Source organism: Paraburkholderia rhynchosiae, from assembly GCF_002879865.1.
Taxonomy (GTDB): domain Bacteria; phylum Pseudomonadota; class Gammaproteobacteria; order Burkholderiales; family Burkholderiaceae; genus Paraburkholderia; species Paraburkholderia rhynchosiae.
In genome coordinates this window covers 78,801-96,289 of record NZ_PNXY01000009.1, presented here as the reverse complement: position 1 = coordinate 96,289, position 17,489 = coordinate 78,801, and the positions used below count along the sequence as shown (strand labels likewise).

General features: G+C 64.0%; 20 protein-coding genes and 1 riboswitch. All 20 genes read right to left on the bottom strand.

Features of this window, described 5'->3' with window-relative positions:
* Positions 1-62: 62 nt before the first annotated feature.
* The gene (gene hisH, locus C0Z16_RS14965) at positions 63-704 is read right to left on the bottom strand and encodes an imidazole glycerol phosphate synthase subunit HisH (protein WP_102632907.1); all 642 of its coding nucleotides are present in this window, start codon (positions 702-704) and stop codon (positions 63-65) included.
* Positions 701-1,321 (bottom strand): MarC family protein, encoded by a 621-nt coding sequence (locus tag C0Z16_RS14960; RefSeq protein WP_102632906.1) that lies wholly within the window; start codon positions 1,319-1,321, stop codon positions 701-703. Before C0Z16_RS14960 ends, hisH begins: the two co-directional genes overlap by 4 nt.
* Positions 1,322-1,372: 51 nt before the next feature.
* A complete protein-coding gene (gene hisB, locus C0Z16_RS14955) occupies positions 1,373-1,960 on the bottom strand; it encodes an imidazoleglycerol-phosphate dehydratase HisB (protein ID WP_102632905.1) in 588 nt (195 codons plus the stop codon).
* 76 nt (positions 1,961-2,036) lie between these two features.
* On the bottom strand, positions 2,037-3,107 hold the full coding sequence (gene hisC, locus C0Z16_RS14950) for a histidinol-phosphate transaminase (protein WP_102632904.1): 1,071 nt from the start codon (positions 3,105-3,107) through the stop codon (positions 2,037-2,039).
* 266 nt (positions 3,108-3,373) lie between these two features.
* A complete protein-coding gene (gene hisD / locus C0Z16_RS14945; RefSeq protein ID WP_102632903.1) occupies positions 3,374-4,696 on the bottom strand; it encodes a histidinol dehydrogenase in 1,323 nt (440 codons plus the stop codon).
* A gap of 61 nt (positions 4,697-4,757) precedes the next feature.
* A complete protein-coding gene (gene hisG / locus C0Z16_RS14940) occupies positions 4,758-5,456 on the bottom strand; it encodes an ATP phosphoribosyltransferase (RefSeq protein WP_102632902.1) in 699 nt (232 codons plus the stop codon).
* Complete coding sequence (gene murA, locus C0Z16_RS14935; RefSeq protein WP_407070674.1) at positions 5,453-6,763, bottom strand: UDP-N-acetylglucosamine 1-carboxyvinyltransferase; 1,311 nt, start codon at positions 6,761-6,763, stop codon at positions 5,453-5,455. Before murA ends, hisG begins: the two co-directional genes overlap by 4 nt.
* Before the next feature lie 63 nt (positions 6,764-6,826).
* A complete protein-coding gene (locus C0Z16_RS14930; RefSeq protein WP_006052280.1) occupies positions 6,827-7,066 on the bottom strand; it encodes a BolA family protein in 240 nt (79 codons plus the stop codon).
* 15 nt (positions 7,067-7,081) lie between these two features.
* On the bottom strand, positions 7,082-7,846 hold the full coding sequence (locus tag C0Z16_RS14925) for an ABC transporter permease (protein WP_102632901.1): 765 nt from the start codon (positions 7,844-7,846) through the stop codon (positions 7,082-7,084).
* On the bottom strand, positions 7,843-8,775 hold the full coding sequence (locus C0Z16_RS14920) for an ABC transporter ATP-binding protein (RefSeq protein WP_102632900.1): 933 nt from the start codon (positions 8,773-8,775) through the stop codon (positions 7,843-7,845). The genes C0Z16_RS14925 and C0Z16_RS14920 overlap by 4 nt, the downstream gene beginning before the upstream one ends.
* 205 nt (positions 8,776-8,980) lie before the next feature.
* The gene (locus C0Z16_RS14915) at positions 8,981-9,274 is read right to left on the bottom strand and encodes an STAS domain-containing protein (RefSeq protein WP_102632899.1); all 294 of its coding nucleotides are present in this window, start codon (positions 9,272-9,274) and stop codon (positions 8,981-8,983) included.
* Positions 9,271-9,903, bottom strand: a complete 633-nt coding sequence (locus tag C0Z16_RS14910) for an MlaC/ttg2D family ABC transporter substrate-binding protein (protein WP_102632898.1) — start codon at positions 9,901-9,903, stop codon at positions 9,271-9,273. The genes C0Z16_RS14915 and C0Z16_RS14910 overlap by 4 nt, the downstream gene beginning before the upstream one ends.
* Before the next feature lie 115 nt (positions 9,904-10,018).
* A complete protein-coding gene (locus tag C0Z16_RS14905; protein WP_102632897.1) occupies positions 10,019-11,095 on the bottom strand; it encodes an MlaA family lipoprotein in 1,077 nt (358 codons plus the stop codon).
* An 11-nt stretch (positions 11,096-11,106) separates the two neighbouring features.
* Entirely contained in the window at positions 11,107-11,667 is a 561-nt protein-coding gene (gene mlaD / locus C0Z16_RS14900) for an outer membrane lipid asymmetry maintenance protein MlaD (RefSeq protein WP_102633030.1), read from the bottom strand.
* 88 nt (positions 11,668-11,755) lie between these two features.
* Positions 11,756-12,523 carry a lipid asymmetry maintenance ABC transporter permease subunit MlaE gene (mlaE, locus tag C0Z16_RS14895; RefSeq protein WP_102633029.1) on the bottom strand — a complete coding sequence of 256 codons (768 nt, stop codon included), beginning with the start codon at positions 12,521-12,523 and terminating at the stop codon, positions 11,756-11,758.
* 8 nt (positions 12,524-12,531) lie between these two features.
* Entirely contained in the window at positions 12,532-13,353 is an 822-nt protein-coding gene (locus C0Z16_RS14890; protein ID WP_102632896.1) for an ABC transporter ATP-binding protein, read from the bottom strand.
* 93 nt (positions 13,354-13,446) lie between these two features.
* Positions 13,447-14,559, bottom strand: a complete 1,113-nt coding sequence (gene thiE / locus C0Z16_RS14885) for a thiamine phosphate synthase (RefSeq protein ID WP_102632895.1) — start codon at positions 14,557-14,559, stop codon at positions 13,447-13,449.
* Positions 14,556-15,371 carry a thiazole synthase gene (locus tag C0Z16_RS14880; protein ID WP_102633028.1) on the bottom strand — a complete coding sequence of 272 codons (816 nt, stop codon included), beginning with the start codon at positions 15,369-15,371 and terminating at the stop codon, positions 14,556-14,558. The genes thiE and C0Z16_RS14880 overlap by 4 nt, the downstream gene beginning before the upstream one ends.
* A gap of 36 nt (positions 15,372-15,407) precedes the next feature.
* A complete protein-coding gene (thiS, locus tag C0Z16_RS14875; RefSeq protein WP_102632894.1) occupies positions 15,408-15,605 on the bottom strand; it encodes a sulfur carrier protein ThiS in 198 nt (65 codons plus the stop codon).
* 71 nt (positions 15,606-15,676) lie between these two features.
* A complete protein-coding gene (locus C0Z16_RS14870; RefSeq protein ID WP_102632893.1) occupies positions 15,677-16,807 on the bottom strand; it encodes an FAD-dependent oxidoreductase in 1,131 nt (376 codons plus the stop codon).
* A 219-nt stretch (positions 16,808-17,026) separates the two neighbouring features.
* Positions 17,027-17,150, bottom strand: a riboswitch (TPP riboswitch).
* Between the last annotated feature and the right edge of the window lie 339 nt (positions 17,151-17,489).

Here is a 17,489-nt window from a genome sequence, read left to right as displayed (position 1 = left end):
GCGCGCGACGAACGCCCCACGGGTGACGCAACAGCGAACGCGAACGGAATGAGAAACGGCGCTCACGGGTTCCAGTGCACGAAGTTGCGATATACGCGCAGCCCCGCTTCGGCGCTCTTTTCCGGGTGAAATTGGGTCGCGAAGATGTTATCCCGCGCAACCGCCGAGGTAAAGGGCACACCGTACACCGTTTCGCCGGATGTATGCGCGGCATTGTCCGGCACTACGTAATAGCTATGCACGAAGTAGAAGAACGCGTTGTCGGCCACGCCGTCCCACAGCGGATGCCGCTGCGCCTGACGCACGCGGTTCCAGCCCATTTGCGGCACCTTGAAGCGCGAGCCGTCGTCCTGAATCTGACCTTCCAGGTCGAAACGCAGCACCTTGCCCGGCAACAGTCCGAGGCCGGGCGTATCGCCCTCGGCGCTCCAGTCGAACAGCATCTGTTCGCCGACGCACACGCCCATCAGCGGCTTCACGCGTGACGCTTCGACGACCGCTTCCTGCAGGCCGGACTCCGCGAGACTGCGCATGCAATCGGGCATCGCGCCCTGGCCGGGCAGCACCACGCGATCAGCCGCGCGGATCGCTTCTGGCTTGTCGACGATCGCCACGTCCGCTTCCGGCGCGGCTTTGCGCAATGCCTGCGCTACCGAGCGCAGGTTGCCCATTCCGTAATCCACAATCGCTATCGAAGTTTTCATTTCAAGTTAGGCAGCAAAGCCTTCAATCCATCGACGATGAATTCCACCGCCAGCGCCGATAACATCAAACCCATGAGCCGCGTGCCAATGTTGATACCCGTGCGACCGACCCAGCGGGCAATCGGTTCGGCAAGACGCAGCGAAAAAAAGCAGATCGCCGCCAGCACCGCGCCGATCACGATCAGGCTGATCCGGTCGTACCAATGCGGCGAGCCGGCCGCGTAGATGATCGTCGTGCTGATTGCGCCGGGGCCGGTCAACAGCGGAATCGCCAGCGGCACGACTGCAATGTTGTCCTTCTGCTCGGCTTCGTCGCGCTCTTCAGGCGTCGAACGGCTGTTGCCGATCTGCGCATTCAGCATGTTGATCGCCATCAGCAGCATGATGATCCCGCCGCCCACTTCGAGCGAACCGACCGAAATGCCGAAGAAGCTGATGATCTGCTGCCCGAGCATCGTGGTTATCGCAATCACGCAGAACACGGAGATCGCCGCGATCCGGATGGTTCTACGCCGCTCGACGTCGCTCTGGTTCGCCGTCAGGCTCATGAAAAACGGAATGGCGCCCACCGGATTGATCAGCGCGAGCAGCGAAATAAACGACTTCAGAATGTCCATTGAACACCGGGCGCGCGCGTGGCGCCGTCCCGGTCCTGGTAAATGCGTCGCTTAAAGGCTGCCCTTGGTCGACGGAATCTGCCCCGCCGCGCGTTCGTCCAGTTCGACGGCCATGCGCAGCGCACGACCGAAGGCCTTGAACACCGTTTCCATTTGATGGTGAGCGTTCAGGCCGCGCAGATTGTCGACATGCAGCGTGACGCCCGCGTGGTTCACGAAGCCGCGGAAAAATTCGATCGACAGGTCGACGTCGAACGTGCCGATGCGCGCACGCGTGAACGGCACATGAAATTCGAGGCCCGGACGGCCGGAAAAGTCGATCACGACTCGCGACAGCGCTTCGTCGAGCGGCACATAAGAATGGCCGTAGCGGCGAATGCCCTTGCGATCGCCGATTGCTTTCGCGACCGCCTGGCCGAGCGTGATGCCGGTGTCTTCGACCGTATGGTGGTCGTCGATATGCAGGTCGCCATGCGCTTCAATGTCGAGATCGAACAAGCCATGCCGCGCGATCTGGTCGAGCATGTGGTCCAGAAACGGCACGCCGGTGGCCAGCTTCTGCTGACCGGTGCCGTCCAGATCGATCTTGACACGGATCTGCGTTTCGCTGGTATTGCGAACGACTTCCGCAAGGCGCATGGTAATTCCTCGAATCGAGCTGTGAAGCGATAGTAGTGTGGGAGGGAACGGCGAGCCGCCGCTTATTGCAGCCGGCTCAGTGCAGCACCAGTTTCAATGCGGCGAGCAACTGGGCGTTTTCCTCGGGAGAACCGACGGTCAAGCGCACGCAATTCGCCAGCAGTGGATGCATTTTACTCACGTTTTTGATCAAAACCCGCGCCGCGAGCAGCGTTTCGAACAGGACCGAAGCGTCGGGCACGCGCACGAGCAGGAAGTTGCCGGCGCTCGGAAACACTTCGGCGCCCGGCAACTGAGCCACGGCCTGCGCGAGTTTTGCACGCTCATAGCGCAATTGCGCGGCCTGGGAGTCCAGTACGTCGACGTGATCCAGCAGGAAATCCGCAGCCGCTTGCGTCAGCACATTGGTGTTGTATGGCGGCCGCACCTTGTCCAGTTCGGTAAGCCACGCGGGTTGTCCGACCAGATAGCCGAGACGGATGCCGGCGAGACCGAGCTTCGACACCGTGCGCATCACGACGACGTTGTCGAACGCATCGGCGCGCGGCAGCCAGCTTCGCTGCGCGAACGGCTGATAGGCCTCGTCGATCACGACGAGACTCTTCGCCGCTGCGGCGATGATGCGCTCCATGTCGGCGTCGTCGAACAGCGTGCCGGTCGGGTTGTTCGGATATGCGAGATAGATGACCGCTGGTTGGTGCTCGGCGATTGCCGCGAGCATCGCTTCCGTGTCGAGCGTGAAATCGGCCCTAAGCGGCACGCCGACGAACTCCAGATTCGCGAGCTTCGCCGACATCTGATACATGACAAAGCCCGGTACCGGTGCGAGCACCTTGGCGCCCGGTTTCGCGCATGCGATCGACACCATGCTGATGATTTCGTCCGAGCCATTGCCGAGCAGCACGTCGCAGCCGGCCGGCACGCTCATCACGCGCTTGATTTTCTCGATCAGCGCTTCGGGACGCGGCGCCGGATAACGGTTCAGCGCGACGCCGGCCAGATGCTCACCCAGATGCGCGGCGAGTACGGGCGGCAGCGGAAACGGGTTTTCCATTGCGTCGAGCTTGATGTAGCCCGTGGCGTCCGGAACCGGATAGCTCGTCATCGCGAGCACGTCGCGGCGGATGATGTCTTGTGGTGTCGTCATAGGTCAGTTGGCCGGCCGCGTGCGTCGCATGCATGTGGCGCATGGAACGCTTCGGACTCGCCGCGTCAGGTTGGTCTGCGTTGTCGTTATGGGATGCCGATTCGTCAAAACGGCAGTTGCACGCTGCAGGGCGAACCGTGCGGCATCAATGCATCGGCTTGATGCCGGTTCTTGAGGGCGGTTCGCGGCGCGAGGCGCTCAAGCTGCCTGGGCCGCTCCGATCGCTTAACCGGTTAGCCGGTCGCCGCCCTGCCGCTCAGCCGCGCTCAGCCGCCTTGCCGCATCCGGTACTCGGCGCTGCGAGCATGCGCCTGCAAGCCCTCGCCGTAAGCTAGTTCGGCGGCGATCTCGCCAAGCGTCTGCGCGCCTTCGGCGCTCACTTCGATCACGCTCGAACGCTTGAAGAAATCATAGACGCCCAACGGCGACGAGAACCGTGCGGTGCGAGACGTAGGCAGGACGTGGTTCGGCCCCGCGCAGTAGTCGCCGAGACTCTCGCTCGTGTAGCGGCCGAGGAAGATCGCGCCCGCGTGCCGGATCAACTGTCCCCACTGATGCGGCTCCAGCGCGGAGATTTCGAGGTGTTCCGGGGCGATGTCGTTGGCGATCGCGCAGGCTTCCGCCATGTCGCGCACCTTGACCAGCGCCCCGCGCCCTTCCAGTGACGCCCGGATCACGTCCCGGCGCGGCATGGTGGGCAGAAGTTCGTTGATCGCATCCTTCACGCGGCCGATGAACGCGTCATCAGGACACAGCAGAATGGATTGCGCGAGTTCGTCGTGCTCGGCTTGCGAGAACAGGTCCATCGCGACCCAGCGCGGGTCGGTGGTGCCGTCGCACAGCACGAGGATTTCCGACGGCCCGGCGATCATGTCGATGCCAACCGTGCCGAATACGCGCCGCTTCGCCGACGCGACGTACGCATTGCCGGGGCCGCAGATTTTGTCGACGGCCGGCACGGTTTGCGTGCCGTACGCGAGCGCGCCAACGGCCTGCGCGCCGCCAATCGTGAACACGCGATCCACGCCGCCGAGTAACGCGGCCGCCAGCACGAGCGGGTTCTTCACGCCGTCCGGCGTGGGCACGACCATGACGATTTCACGCACGCCGGCCACGCGCGCCGGAATCGCATTCATCAGCACCGACGACGGATACGCCGCCTTGCCGCCCGGCACATAGATGCCCGCGCGGTCGAGCGGCGTAACCTTCTGGCCAAGCACAGTGCCGTCGGCTTCCGTGTATTGCCAGCTATGGCTGCCGCACTCGATCTTCTGCTTCTCGTGGTAGCCGCGCACGCGCGCCGCCGCCGCTTCGAGCGCCGCGCGGCGCTTCGGCTCGAGACCTTCGAGCGCCGCTTCGAGTTCGGACATCGGCAGTTCGAGCGACTGGACGCTTTTCGCGTCGATACGGTCGAAGCGGTTCGTGTACTCGAGCACCGCCGCGTCGCCGCGCACCTTCACGTCGCTGAGAATCTGCGCGACCGAGCGCTCGATTGCTTCGTCTTCGCTCGCCTCGAACGCGAGCACCGCGTGCAGCGACTTCTGGAAGTCGGGAGCGCGGGAATCGAGTTTGCGAATCTTGATAGACATACGGGTATCCGTTTCGGTAAGGCGCGCTTTACAGCGAGGTCAGACTGGCCCGATCCAACTGTCAGGCCGCGGCAAGGCCGGCTTTCGTCGCGCGTTCGAACGCGTCGAGAATCGGCCGCAACGCGGCGCGCTTGAGCTTCAGTGCCGCCTGGTTCACAACGAGGCGCGACGAAATCTGCATGATTTCCTCCACCTCCACGAGATTGTTGGCGCGCAAGGTATTGCCCGAGCTCACCAGATCGACGATCGCATCCGCGAGGCCGACGAGCGGCGCCAACTCCATCGAACCGTACAACTTGATCAGGTCGACGTGCACGCCCTTGGCGGCGAAGTGCTCGCGTGCGGTTTCGACGTATTTGGTCGCCACGCGCAAGCGGGCGCCCTGGCGCACCGCGTTCGCATAATCGAAACCCGCCGCGACCGCAACCGACATGCGACAACGCGCGATGTCGAGGTCGACCGGCTGATACAGCCCGCTGCCGCCATGTTCCAGCAAGACGTCCTTGCCCGCCACGCCGAAGTCGGCCGCGCCATATTCGACGTAGGTCGGCACATCGGTCGCGCGCACGATGATCACGCGCAGGTTCGCGTCGGTTGTCGGCAAAATCAGCTTGCGCGAGCTTTCCGGATCTTCGGCCACTTCGATGCCGGCCGCGGCGAGCAGCGGCAGCGTTTCCTCGAAGATACGCCCCTTCGACAAAGCCAGCGTGAGCGGCGCGCTAGCCGCCAGCGAAGTCGACGTTTGCGGCATCGAACTCATGCCTGGCTCCCGGCAATGCGGCGCACCTTCGCGCCAATCGCGTTGAGCTTGGTTTCCATCCGGTCGTAACCGCGGTCCAGATGGTAGATACGGTCGATCAGCGTCTCGCCTTCCGCGCGCAACGCGGCGATCACGAGACTCGCAGACGCGCGCAGGTCCGTCGCCATCACCTTCGCGCCGGAGAGCTTGTCGACGCCGGTCACGAGCGCGGTCTTGCCGTCGATCGTGATGTTCGCGCCAAGGCGGTTGAGTTCCTGCACGTGCATGAAGCGGTTCTCGAAGATCGTTTCGACGACCTGCGCCTTACCGTCCGCGACCGTGTTCAGCGCCATGAACTGCGCCTGCATGTCGGTCGGAAACGCCGGATATTCGGACGTGCGGAACGACACGGCGTTCGGACGCTTGTCCATGCGCACGCGCATCCAGTCGTCGCCTTCTTCAATCGCCACGCCGGCTTCGCGCAGCTTGTCGGTCACCGCTTCCAGAATCTGCGGACGCACTTTACGCAGCGTGACATCGCCGCCCGCCGCGGCCACCGCGCACAGGAACGTGCCGGCTTCGATCCGGTCCGGAATCACCGTGTGCTTCGCACCATGCAGCTTGTCCACGCCCTGAATCACGAGTCGGTCCGTGCCGATGCCTTCGATCTTCGCGCCCATCTGCACCAGCAGGTGCGCAAGGTCGCCCACTTCCGGTTCGCGCGCCGCGTTTTCGATGACCGTCTCGCCTTCCGCGAGCACCGCCGCCATCAGCAGGTTTTCGGTACCGGTCACGGTGATCATGTCCGTGATGATGCGCGCGCCCTTCAAACGCTTTGCGCGCGCTTCGATGAAGCCGTGGTCGATGGTGATCTCGGCGCCCATCGCCTGCAGACCCTTGATGTGCTGATCCACGGGACGCGCACCGATCGCGCAACCGCCCGGCAGCGACACGCGCGCATGGCCGAACCGCGCGACCAGCGGGCCGAGCACGAGAATCGAAGCGCGCATGGTCTTCACCATTTCGTACGGCGCGACGAGGTTGTCGACCTTCGACGCGTCGAGCGACACGCGTCCGCCGCCGCTTTCGATGCGCACGCCCATCTGGCCGAGCAGCTTGAGCATCGTGCGCACGTCCTGCAGGTCGGGCACGTTCTCCAGTTGCACCGGCTCCGCGCTCAGCAGACCGGCGCACAGGATCGGCAATGCCGCGTTTTTCGCACCCGAGACAACGACCTCACCCGACAGCGGGTAGCCACCTTCAATGACGAGTTTGTCCATGCCTGTCTGTTCCTGATTGACCCGGACTTCAGCCGGGCCTGCCTTCATTGTGTTCGACGCGCCGCTGCCGGCGTCGCGCCCTTCTTGAGTAATTCGCACTAAATTTCCAGATTACGCGTTCTGCCATTCGGCGGGCGTCAGCGTTTTCATGCTGAGCGCGTGGATTTCTTCGCGCATGCGGTCGCCGAGGGCCGCGTACACGAGTTGATGACGCTGAATGAGACGCTTACCTTCGAAGCTCGGAGAAACGATGGTCGCAAAGAAATGCTGACCGTCGCCTTCAACTTCGAGATGCTGGCAAGCGAGCCCAGCCGCGATGTATTGCTTGACCTGTTCGGGAGTCGGCAACATGAGAGAAGCTCCTGGTCAGTGGCGCAGTTTGTAGCCGGACGCGAGCATGCGCATCGCCACCACGGCCAGCACCACGAAGAAACCGGCGACAATTGCGAGGCTCGCGAGCGGATTGATATCCGACATCCCGAAGAAGCCATAGCGAAAGCCGTCGATCATGTAGAAAAAAGGATTGAGCCGCGACACTTCGCGCCATACCGGCGGCAGCGTATGTGTGGAGTAGAACACGCCCGAGAGAAACGTGAGCGGCATGATCAGAAAGTTCTGGAACGCGGCGAGCTGGTCGAACTTTTCCGCCCAGATTCCCGCGATCAGACCGAGCGTGCCGAGAATCCCCGCGCCGCAAATCGCGAACAGAATGATGTAGAGCGGCGCCGTGAAACTGACCGGCACGAACCAGATCGTCACGATGAACACGCCGAAGCCGACCGCGAGCCCCCGTGCGACCGCCGCGAGAACATAGGCGCCGAACATCTCGTAATGGGACAGCGGCGGCAACAGCACGAACACCAGATTGCCGGTAATTTTCGACTGGATCAGCGACGACGAACTGTTCGCAAACGCATTCTGCAACACGCTCATCATGACGAGCCCCGGAATCAGGAAACTCGTGTATTCGACGCCCGGATAAACCTGCACATGGTCACGCAGCGCATGGCCGAAAATGGTCAGATATAGAAGCGCGGTGATAATGGGCGCAAGCACGGTCTGGAACGACACTTTCCAGAAGCGCAGGATTTCCTTATAGAACAGCGTGCCAAAACCGCTATAGCCGCTCATGCGAGCCCCTCGATCACTTCCGGACCGTTCATCACCTGAACGAAAACGTCTTCGAGGTCGGCTTTGCGGACCTCGATTTCTTCAAATGTGCACCCTGCCGCACGGCATTGCGCGAGAATTTTCTCGACGTCGTCATAGCTCGTGAGGCGCAGCAAGTGCTGGCGGCCATTGCCGTTGCCCGCCCCGCCCTCGACTTCGAGCGGTCGCAGTTCCGCCGGCAACACGCCTTGCGCGAAACGTACGAACAGTTGCATGCCCGCGAAGCGTTGCAGCAGCGTGCTCGTGCGATCGAGCGCCACTACCTCGCCGCGACGCAGCATCGCGATGCGGTCGCACAGCAACTCGGCTTCTTCCAGATAGTGCGTGGTCAGCACGATCGTATGACCTTCGCTGTTCAGACGTGAGATGAACTTCCACAGCGTTTGTCGCAACTCGACGTCGACGCCGGCGGTCGGCTCGTCGAGCACGATCACCGGCGGGCGATGCACCAGCGCCTGAGCAACCAGCACGCGGCGCTTCATGCCGCCCGAGAGCGCGCGCATGTTGGCGTCGGCTTTGTCGGTGAGATCGAGATTCGCCATGATCTCGTCGATCCACGCGTCGTTGTTGCGCAGCCCGTAGTAGCCGGACTGAATGCGCAAGGTTTCGCGCACGGTGAAAAACGGATCGAACACGAGTTCCTGCGGCACCACGCCCAGCGCGCGGCGCGCGGCGCGGAAATCGTCGACCACGTTGTGGCCGCGCACGGCGATGCTGCCTTCGTCCGCGCGCGCGAGGCCCGCGAGAATGCTGATGAGCGTTGTCTTGCCCGCGCCGTTCGGACCGAGCAGTCCGAAGAACTCGCCTTCTTCCACCGTGAGGCTGACGCCCTTGAGCGCCTGCAAGTCTTTGTAGCGCTTCTTGACGTTACGAATTTCTATGGCTGACATGACAGTGCGCCGCGTGCGTCGCGGCGCTTTAAGAACACGGAGGAGCCCGGGGCGGGCGCACAAAATGCTGGAAAGGAACGAAAATTGGGGCCGCTTGAATACTCGAACCGCGCCCCAAAAAACGTTTGATTATAGGGCAAAAATCGGCAGCCCCATCTCACGAGCAGGGAGTGGGAAGTGACGCGATGAACGCGTCAAGCGAGCGTCAATGTCGCGCCGATAGCAGGGTATCGACGCCATAGGCTTGCGCGAGACTGGCGAGACCAGCCGGCAGATTGACGACCTCGAAGGCACTGCCGCGAGCCTGGGCGGCCCGCTGCCATGCGAGGAGGACGGCCAGCGCGGACGAATCGAATTGCGTGAGCGGCGCACAATCGACGCCGCCCGCGCCCGCGGCAATCCGCTCCAGACCCGCAACGAGCGCGGCCTTCGCGCTCGCGTGGGTCAGCGTCGCGCCGCTCGCGAAGCGATTGGCGACGGGGCTCAGCACTTCGCTCACGACTGCTTGCCCGCGGCGAGTTGCTGGTTGCGCTGCGTGAGGAACTGGATCAGCCCGTCCACGCCCTTCTGCTGGATCTGCTCGTTGAACTGCTGCTGGTAAGCCTGGATCAGCCATGCGCCGAGCACGTTGATGTCATACACACGCCAGCCTTGCGGCGTCTTGTACAAACGGTAGTCGAGTTCGATCGGCGAGCCGTTGTTCATTACCACCGAGCGCACCACCGTGTCGGTGTCGTCCGGGTTCATGCGGAACGGCTTGTACTGGATCTGCTGGTCGCGCACCTGGGCGAGCGCGCCCGAATACGTGCGAATCAGCAGCATCTTGAACTGCTCGACGACCTGGCTCTGCTGCTCAGGCGTGGCGGTGCGCCAGTTGCGGCCCATTGCCAATTGCGTGGTGCGGCGGAAATCCGTGTACGGCAGGATCTTCTGGTTGACGAGCTGCGTGATGTGCGAAATGTCGCCCTGCTGGATCGACTTGTCGGCGCGCACGGCGTCGATCACTTGCTGGGTGACCGTTTTGATCAGAACGTCCGGCGAATTCGTATCGACGGTTTGTGCCGATGCACTGACACTCATGAACGAGAACAGCGCGGCAAACAACGGAATCAGGAAGAATTTTTTCATATCGAGCCTTGCGTTAAAAATAGTGCAAACGGTTTGAGCCGACATTAACACGCGAGTTCAGCGGCAATCCATGCGCAAACTGCGAGAGTCGTATCGATCTGTTACGGCCGCACGATCAACGCAATTTGAAGGACGGAAAGTTAAACCGCGTTGGCGGCACCAGTTGGCCCGCCGGAATCTGCGTGGTCTCGGGGCCGCCGTTTACATCAATCGGCGGGGATTCCGCGCTGCCGGAAGCGGCTTCAGGCGCGGCGGCGTTGCTGGCTGCTCCGGCGCTCTCGCCAGCTCCCGAAGCGGCCTGCGGCGGCGTCGCGGCGCTTGCGCCGGAGGCGGCCCGCGCAGCCGACGCCTTCGCGGCGGCACCGCCCGTTCCCGCAGCACCCGCTGTTCCCGTCACCGCGCCAGCCGGCGCACCGGCGGCCGTGCCGTCGACGTCCTCGTACTTCGGCAGCGGCGCTTCGTCGCCATAGTTCGGCAACGCCTGCGATTGCTTGCCATCCGACAGCAGATACTGACGCCGCTGCAGATACGCATTACGCACGAACGAGTACTTGTCGAGCGCGGCGCCTTCCAGCACATCGCCCGCATTCAGCAGATTCGCGCGCGTGTTCACGACGTTCAGGCCGTACAGCGCCCAGCTCAGGCCCGGCGGATCGACGTAGCTGAGCGGATTCACATAGTAATTGCCGAGCGAGCCGACCGCGTCGCGCACGGTGCTCGGCCCGAACAGCGGCAGCACCAGGTACGGACCCGCCGGCACGCCATAGTGCCCGAGCGTCAGTCCGAGGTCATTGTCGTGCTTGGGCAGCTTTGCGAGCGTCGCCACGTCGAACAGCCCGCCGACACCGAACACCGTGTTGATCACGATCCGCATGATGTCCTGCACGCCGTCGGTGATCTTCAACTGCAGCAGGTTGTTCGCCGCGATGTAGACGTCGCCGATGTTCGAGAAGAAGTTCGTCACGCTGTCGCGCACCGGCTGCGGCGTGATGAACACATAACCTTTGGCGACCGGCTTCAGCGCGTACTGGTCGAGCTTGTCGTTGACGGTGAAGATCGTGCGGTTCAAGCCCTCGAGCGGATCGCCCTCGGTCGGCGTCTGCACCGTCGTACAGCCGGCGAGCGCCGCCACGGCGACGGCCACTCTGGCCACCCGGAAGGCGCGCGCGCCTCCGGTGCGTAAGGTCTGCATTATTGTTCTCCTTATTGACCGGCCGAGCCGGAAGCGGGCTGAGTCGCGGCGGCCGGTGCCGGGGGGACAGCCGCCGGCGCCGGCGCCGCGGAACCCGCGCCCGGCTTTGATGCGCCAGAATCAGCCGCTTTGCTATAGAGGAACTGCCCAATCAGGTTTTCCAGCACGATCGCCGATTGCGTCATGGAGATCGTGTCGCCAGCTTTAAGCATCTCCGAGTCGCCGCCCGGCTCGAGCCCAATGTATTGCTCGCCCAGCAGACCCGAAGTCAGGATCTTCGCCGAGCTGTCTTTCGGAAACTGGTACTGCTTGTCGATGTCGATCGTGACAAGCGCTTGATAGGCGTTGCTGTCGAAGCCGATCGAACCCACGCGGCCCACCGTCACACCTGCACTCTTCACAGGCGCGCGCGCCTTCAATCCGCCGATATTGTCGAACTTCAGCTTGACCGGATACGTTGCCTGAAACGACAGCGAGCTCATGTTGCCCGCCTTGAGCGCGAGAAACAGCAACGCCACGAAACCCAGCACCACAAAGAGGCCGACCCAGAAGTCGAGAGCAGTCTTTTTCATCGTCATCCCAAAGTGAATCCGCCACGCCGCCGCTACTCCGCCGCGCGCGGCCAGGGACGCGCCGCAGCGGGAAACAGCCAACGCAGTCTCAGCTGAACATCAGTGCAGTCAGCAGAAAATCGAGGCCGAGCACCGCGAGCGACGCGTACACGACCGTCTTCGTCGTGGCGCGCGACACGCCTTCCGGCGTCGGCTTGGCTTCGTAGCCCTGGAACAGCGCCACGAACGTGACAGCAAGGCCGAACACCACGCTTTTGACGACGCCCGCGCCGACATCGCGCCAGATATCCACGCCGCCTTGCATTTGCGACCAGAACGCGCCGGCGTCGACGCCGATCAGCAGCACGCCGACCACATAGCCGCCCGTCACGCCGATCGCGCTGAAGATCGCGGCGAGAATTGGCATCGAAATAATGCCGGCCCAGAGGCGCGGCGCTACCACGACCTTGACCGGGTCGACCGCCATCATTTCCATCGCGGTCAACTGCTCGCCGGCCTTCATCAAGCCGATCTCGGCAGTCAGCGACGTGCCCGCGCGGCCGGCGAACAGTAGCGCCGTGACCACCGGTCCCAGTTCCCGCACGAGCGATAACGCGACCAGTAGCCCGAGCGCCTGCTCCGAACCGTAGCGGTTCAGCGTGTAATAACCCTGCAGACCGAGCACGAAGCCGACGAACAGGCCCGATACCGCAATGATCACCAGCGAATAATTACCCACGAAGTGGATCTGCTTCGTGACAAGGCGCGGACGGCGCAGCAATGGGAAAAACTCGAACAGCAGCCGGAAGAAAAAGCGCGTCGCATAGCCGGCCGTGCCGAGCCCTTCGAGCACCGAGCGGCCGACTGAGCTGATCAGTGAGCCGATCATGACTGACCTCCGCCGACGCCGAAGTCCGCCGCCAGCGGCGTCCTGCTCGGATAGTGGAATTTGAACGGGCCGTCCGGCGCGCCGTCGATGAACTGCCGAACAGTTGGATCCGTGGACGCACGCAGTTGCGCGGGTGTGCCCTCGGCGTGGACGCCGCCGTTGGCGAGGAAATAGACGTAATCGGCGATGGCGAACGATTCCGGCACGTCGTGCGTCACTAGAATCGATGTCGCGCCGAGCGCCTGGTTGAGTGCGCGGATCAGGTTCGCCGTGATGCCGAGCGAGATCGGGTCCAAGCCGGCGAACGGCTCGTCGTACATCATCAGCTCGGGGTCGAGGGCAATGGCGCGCGCCAGTGCGACGCGCCGCGCCATACCGCCGGAAATCTCCGCCGGCAGCAGGTCGCGCGCGCCACGCAGACCGACCGCGTTCAGCTTCATCAGCACGAGGTCGCGGATCAGTTCTTCGGGAAGCTCGGTGTGCTCGCGCAGCGCGAAGGCGACGTTCTCGAACACCGACATGTCGGTGAACAGCGCGCCGAACTGGAACAGCATGCCCATCTTGCGGCGCAGCGCGTACAGGCCCTCTCGCGTCTGGCCGCCGACGTTCTCGCCGTCGAACAGAATCTCGCCGCGCTGGGCCCGCACCAGACCGCCGATCAGGCGCAGCACCGTGGTCTTGCCGCAACCTGATCCGCCCATGACCGCGACCACCTGGCCGCGCTTGAAGCGCAGGTTCAGGTTCGACAGGACGAGTTGCTCGCCGTAGCCGAAGTCGACGTTGCGCAGTTCGAGTAAGGTCTCGGTTGGGGAAGACACTGAGTGACAATCCTTTTACACGGAAGGCCGAATTATAGGGCCATCATGCAAAAGTTGCCGTGAGGTGCCCTGTCCCTTAACGAATCATGACGATTATTGCGTAAACGCTTGTTGCAGTGCGGAAACGGCGGCAGCGGGATCCGCCGCTTCCGTCACCGCGCGCACAACTGCCGCGCAACCGACGCCCGTTGACAGAACCTTGGGCAGCACCTGCAGATCGATTCCGCCGATCGCTACCAGCGGCACGGCGCCGTCCAGCAACCTGACGTAGCGCGCGAGACGCCGCAGGCCCTGCGGCGCCGTCGGCATCACCTTGGTCGTGGTCGGAAACACCGCGCCCAGCGCGATGTAGCTCGGCCGGAAGTGCAGCGCCTTCAGAATCTCGTAGAAACCGTGTGTCGACAGACCGAGCCGGGTGCCGGCCGCGGCCAGCGCCGAGAGATCCGCCGTATGTACGTCTTCCTGGCCCAGATGCACGCCGTAGGCGCCTGCGTCCAGCGCGGCTTGCCAGTGATCGTTGATGAAAACCTGCGCGTCGTGCTGCCGCCCGGCCGCCACGCAGCGGGCGATTTCACGCCGCAGTTCGTCGGCGGGATGGGCGGACTTGCGGCGCAACTGCACCGTCTTTACGCCGAATCCGACCACCCGCTCCACCCAATCCGCGCTTGGCAGCACCGGATACAGTCCGAGCCGCTCCGGGCAGCGCGGGAATGCCTGCGCCGGCGCTTCCGGCAAGCCGGCGAGGCGTGGAAACGTCGCGAGATCGCAGGGAAATGAGTCACCGGCGGCGTTCGTCCGGGTTTCGTCGCCGTCGCGCCAGGCGAGCGCCAGTACGAGCGCGTCGTGCGGATCGAAACCGCAATCCAGAAAGGCGGCCAGCGCGGGAATCCAGTCTTCCGCGAGATGCCCTTCGAGTCGGTACTTTTCGCCGCCAAGGTGCAGCGTAGCCTTGTTCTCGGCGGCTTCGACCACCGCCGCGCCCTGCACCTGCCAGCGCGCCATCTGTTCGCCGTGCCGCAAGGCGTCGGCGACGATAATCAGGTCGCCGCCGTTCGGCTCATCCGGCGTGGTCAGGCAGATGCGCCACGGCGCGTGCGTCGGCGGCCAGTCGCCCAGGCGTGCACGGATGCGCTCGGTCGCCTCGGTGAGTTCGTCGGCCGGCGGCCAGAACAGGTCGCGGTCTTTCAAAGCCAATGTCTGCGTCATGCGGCGCTCCCGTCTTGGTGCCAGAACGGCATGCCGACCACCGGCGTGCTCGCGTGCGCGCTTTCGCGCTCGGCCATCGGTCCCGCGAGAAATGCCTCGCGGCCCGCTTCGACGCCGAGCGCAAACGCGCGTGCCATCGCGTCGGGGTGCGTGGCCTGCGACACGGCCGTGTTCAGCAGCACGCCGTCGAAGCCCCACTCCATCACCTGCGCGGCATGCGACGGCACGCCGAGTCCCGCGTCGACGATTAGCGGCACGTCCGGCAGTCGCTCGCGCAGCACGCGCAGCCCGTACGGATTGATCACGCCCTTGCCGGTGCCGATCGGCGCACCCCACGGCATCAGCGCCTCGCAACCGGCATCCAGCAGACGGCGGCCGATCACGAGGTCTTCGGTGCAATACGGCAGCACCTTGAAGCCGTCCTTGACGAGCTTCGCAGCCGCTTCGATCAGACCGACCGGATCGGGCTGCAACGTGTAGTCGTCGCCGATCAATTCGAGCTTGATCCACTCCGTTTCGAAAATTTCGCGGGCCATGTGCGCAGTCGCCACCGCCTCGCCGACGCTCAGACAGCCGGCCGTGTTCGGCAGCAGCGGCACGCCGTGGCGCTTCAATAGATCGAAGAAGCCGGCTTCGGCGCCGCCTTCGTTCATCTGCCGGCGCAGTGCGACGGTCACCATGCCGGGACGCGCCGCGTCGATCGAATCGGACAACGATTGCAGCGACGGATAGCGCGACGTGCCGAGCAACACGCGGCTCGCGAAGGGTTGACCGTAGAGCGTGAGCGCGTCCGCGGCCTGCGGGGTAGTCATTTCCATGATCCTGGTCTCCTGCAATGCGTGGCGGGCCTAGCCGCCGGCCACGGGTTGCACGACATCGAGCTTGTCGCCCGTTTGCAGCGCGCGCGCCGCATGCTGCGCGCGCGCGACGAAATCGCCGTTCAGCGCGACCGCGAACGGCGGACGCGCGCCGTACGCGGCGAGCGCATCGGCGACAGTCGCGCCTTCGGGCAACGACAACGGCTTCTGGTTGATATGAATGTCCATGGTGTTCGAATACGGTTCAATCAATGGCTAAGGCGCGAGCGCGTTAACCGCGCCGCGGCACGGTCCGCTGCTTACGCCGGCTCCCGCGCGCAATCTTGTTGGAAAAGCTCACTCCAGCGCGCGCCGCGCTGCCAGTCCGCGAATGCGTCGGCGTTGCCGATGCGCCCGTCCAACAGCGCCGCCGCGAAGCGCACGGCTTCGTCAGCGACTTCGGGCACGATCATGTAGCCGTGCCGGTAAAGCCCGTTCACGCGCAATGTCTGCGCGCCGTCCCACAGCAACGCCGGCCGATGATCCGGCAAAGTCGGACGGCACTGCGAGTTCAGCTCAAGAATGCGCGCCTCGCCGAAACCCGGATGCACGGAAAACGCCGCACTCAGCAGCTCAAGCGCGGAGCGCACGCTGACGGGCGACATGTCCTCGCCTTCCACTTCCGTCGCACCGATCACGTAGAGATCGTCCTGCTTCGGCGCGATATACAGCGGATAACGCGGATGCAGCAGCCGCACCGGCCGCGTCAGATCGATGCCGGGCGCATGCACCCGTGCGACTTCGCCGCGAATGCCGCGCAGCGTCGGCAGCACGGGTTTAGCGCCAAGCCCGCGACAGTCGATCGTCACGCGCGCGGGCGGAAGCGCGCTCTCGCTCACGGGTGTATTCCAGTGCGTTTCGACGCCGCGTTGCGCCAGACCCGCCGCAAGCGCGCGAAGCACCTGCCGGTTATCCAGTTGACCCTCGCGCGGCAGCAGCCAGCCCTGATTAAAGCGTCCCGCCAGCGCAGGCTCAGCCGCACCGAGCTGTGCGCCGGCCAGCGTCACGAACCCGCCGTCCAGCAATTCGGCCGGCGCGTTGGAACGCACACGCCTTTCGAACAACGGCGCCTCAGTCCGATCCGCGTGATGCCAGACAACGAGCGTGCCATTGCGCTGAAAAAACACTGGTTCGGGCAGTTCAGCCAGCAGTTGCGGCCAGGTATCGAGTGAAGTGGCGCCCAGGCGCGTGATCAGGAGTTCAGCGCTGGCAGCCTCGGCGAGTGGTGCGAGCATGGCCGCGGCCACCCACGCGGCGGCCTGCGAACCGTCGGCTCCGCCGCGCTCATAAAGCGCCACTCGATGCCCTTGCCCAGCAAGCCGCCACGCGACCAGACGCCCACACAGGCCGCCGCCGAGCACCGCGAAGTCCGGTTGTGCGGCACGGTTCATTGTGTGCGCTCCGATTTCATGCGACCGGCAAAAGCAAAGCAGCGCGCGCCAGGGGCGACGCGACAAGGAGCAAAACACATAACTGAAGAATAGGCGGTCATCGAGTCCTTTCCGTACGGCCAAAAAGAAGCGCGTACCCAGGACGAAACCGGCGGGTAAGGCCGGCCAGGCGATATGCGCGCTCCAATGAAGAACGCCGCCCGGCGGGGAATGGAAGACTGGTTGCTTCCGGAAACTTCCCGCGCCGGTATTACCCGGATCGGGTGCAAAGGGTCTCTCTCAGCCTCGCTGCCGCAGCGCGAAAATCGTGCCGCTCAAGTGCAAAGCACCCCTGTTTCGTCGAAGGTCATTAGACCATAAAAGGCGCAGCGCTCGCAAACGAGCGGCTCACGGCGTCGAGCATGCTTTGATCCGGCACCACCTTTGGTTTGATGGATACGGACCGGCGCGACGCTCTGGCACAATGCCAGCAGAAGATGCCGCGGGAACGCGGCATCGGCGAAGCTTGGGGCGAGATCGGCAGCGGCGCATACAGCGATAATTAATTCTCGCTTAAGGGCTTCGCGCCAGAATCGACACTCGCGTGGCGGGCGTGGTCAGGCGCCACGCCCGCATACGCATCACGAACCCGCCATGGAACGGCCCGAGCGGGTCAACCTACGATGGCGCAACCCGTCAAGGC

Coding starts and splice junctions, on each gene's coding strand:
- hisD (WP_102632903.1), bottom strand. CDS start 4,696: ATGTCTATCAAGATTCGCAAACTCGATTCCCGCGCTCCCGACTTCCAG.
- C0Z16_RS14905 (WP_102632897.1), bottom strand. CDS start 11,095: ATGCAGACCTTACGCACCGGAGGCGCGCGCGCCTTCCGGGTGGCCAGA.
- C0Z16_RS14930 (WP_006052280.1), bottom strand. CDS start 7,066: ATGTTGCCGACTCCCGAACAGGTCAAGCAATACATCGCGGCTGGGCTC.
- thiS (WP_102632894.1), bottom strand. CDS start 15,605: ATGGACATTCATATCAACCAGAAGCCGTTGTCGTTGCCCGAAGGCGCG.
- mlaD (WP_102633030.1), bottom strand. CDS start 11,667: ATGAAAAAGACTGCTCTCGACTTCTGGGTCGGCCTCTTTGTGGTGCTG.
- thiE (WP_102632895.1), bottom strand. CDS start 14,559: ATGACGCAGACATTGGCTTTGAAAGACCGCGACCTGTTCTGGCCGCCG.
- murA (WP_407070674.1), bottom strand. CDS start 6,763: ATGAAGGCAGGCCCGGCTGAAGTCCGGGTCAATCAGGAACAGACAGGC.
- hisH (WP_102632907.1), bottom strand. CDS start 704: ATGAAAACTTCGATAGCGATTGTGGATTACGGAATGGGCAACCTGCGC.
- C0Z16_RS14960 (WP_102632906.1), bottom strand. CDS start 1,321: ATGGACATTCTGAAGTCGTTTATTTCGCTGCTCGCGCTGATCAATCCG.
- hisG (WP_102632902.1), bottom strand. CDS start 5,456: ATGAGTTCGATGCCGCAAACGTCGACTTCGCTGGCGGCTAGCGCGCCG.
- C0Z16_RS14910 (WP_102632898.1), bottom strand. CDS start 9,903: ATGAAAAAATTCTTCCTGATTCCGTTGTTTGCCGCGCTGTTCTCGTTC.
- C0Z16_RS14880 (WP_102633028.1), bottom strand. CDS start 15,371: ATGACTACCCCGCAGGCCGCGGACGCGCTCACGCTCTACGGTCAACCC.
- hisC (WP_102632904.1), bottom strand. CDS start 3,107: ATGACGACACCACAAGACATCATCCGCCGCGACGTGCTCGCGATGACG.
- hisB (WP_102632905.1), bottom strand. CDS start 1,960: ATGCGCCTTGCGGAAGTCGTTCGCAATACCAGCGAAACGCAGATCCGT.
- C0Z16_RS14920 (WP_102632900.1), bottom strand. CDS start 8,775: ATGTCAGCCATAGAAATTCGTAACGTCAAGAAGCGCTACAAAGACTTG.
- C0Z16_RS14870 (WP_102632893.1), bottom strand. CDS start 16,807: ATGAACCGTGCCGCACAACCGGACTTCGCGGTGCTCGGCGGCGGCCTG.
- C0Z16_RS14925 (WP_102632901.1), bottom strand. CDS start 7,846: ATGAGCGGCTATAGCGGTTTTGGCACGCTGTTCTATAAGGAAATCCTG.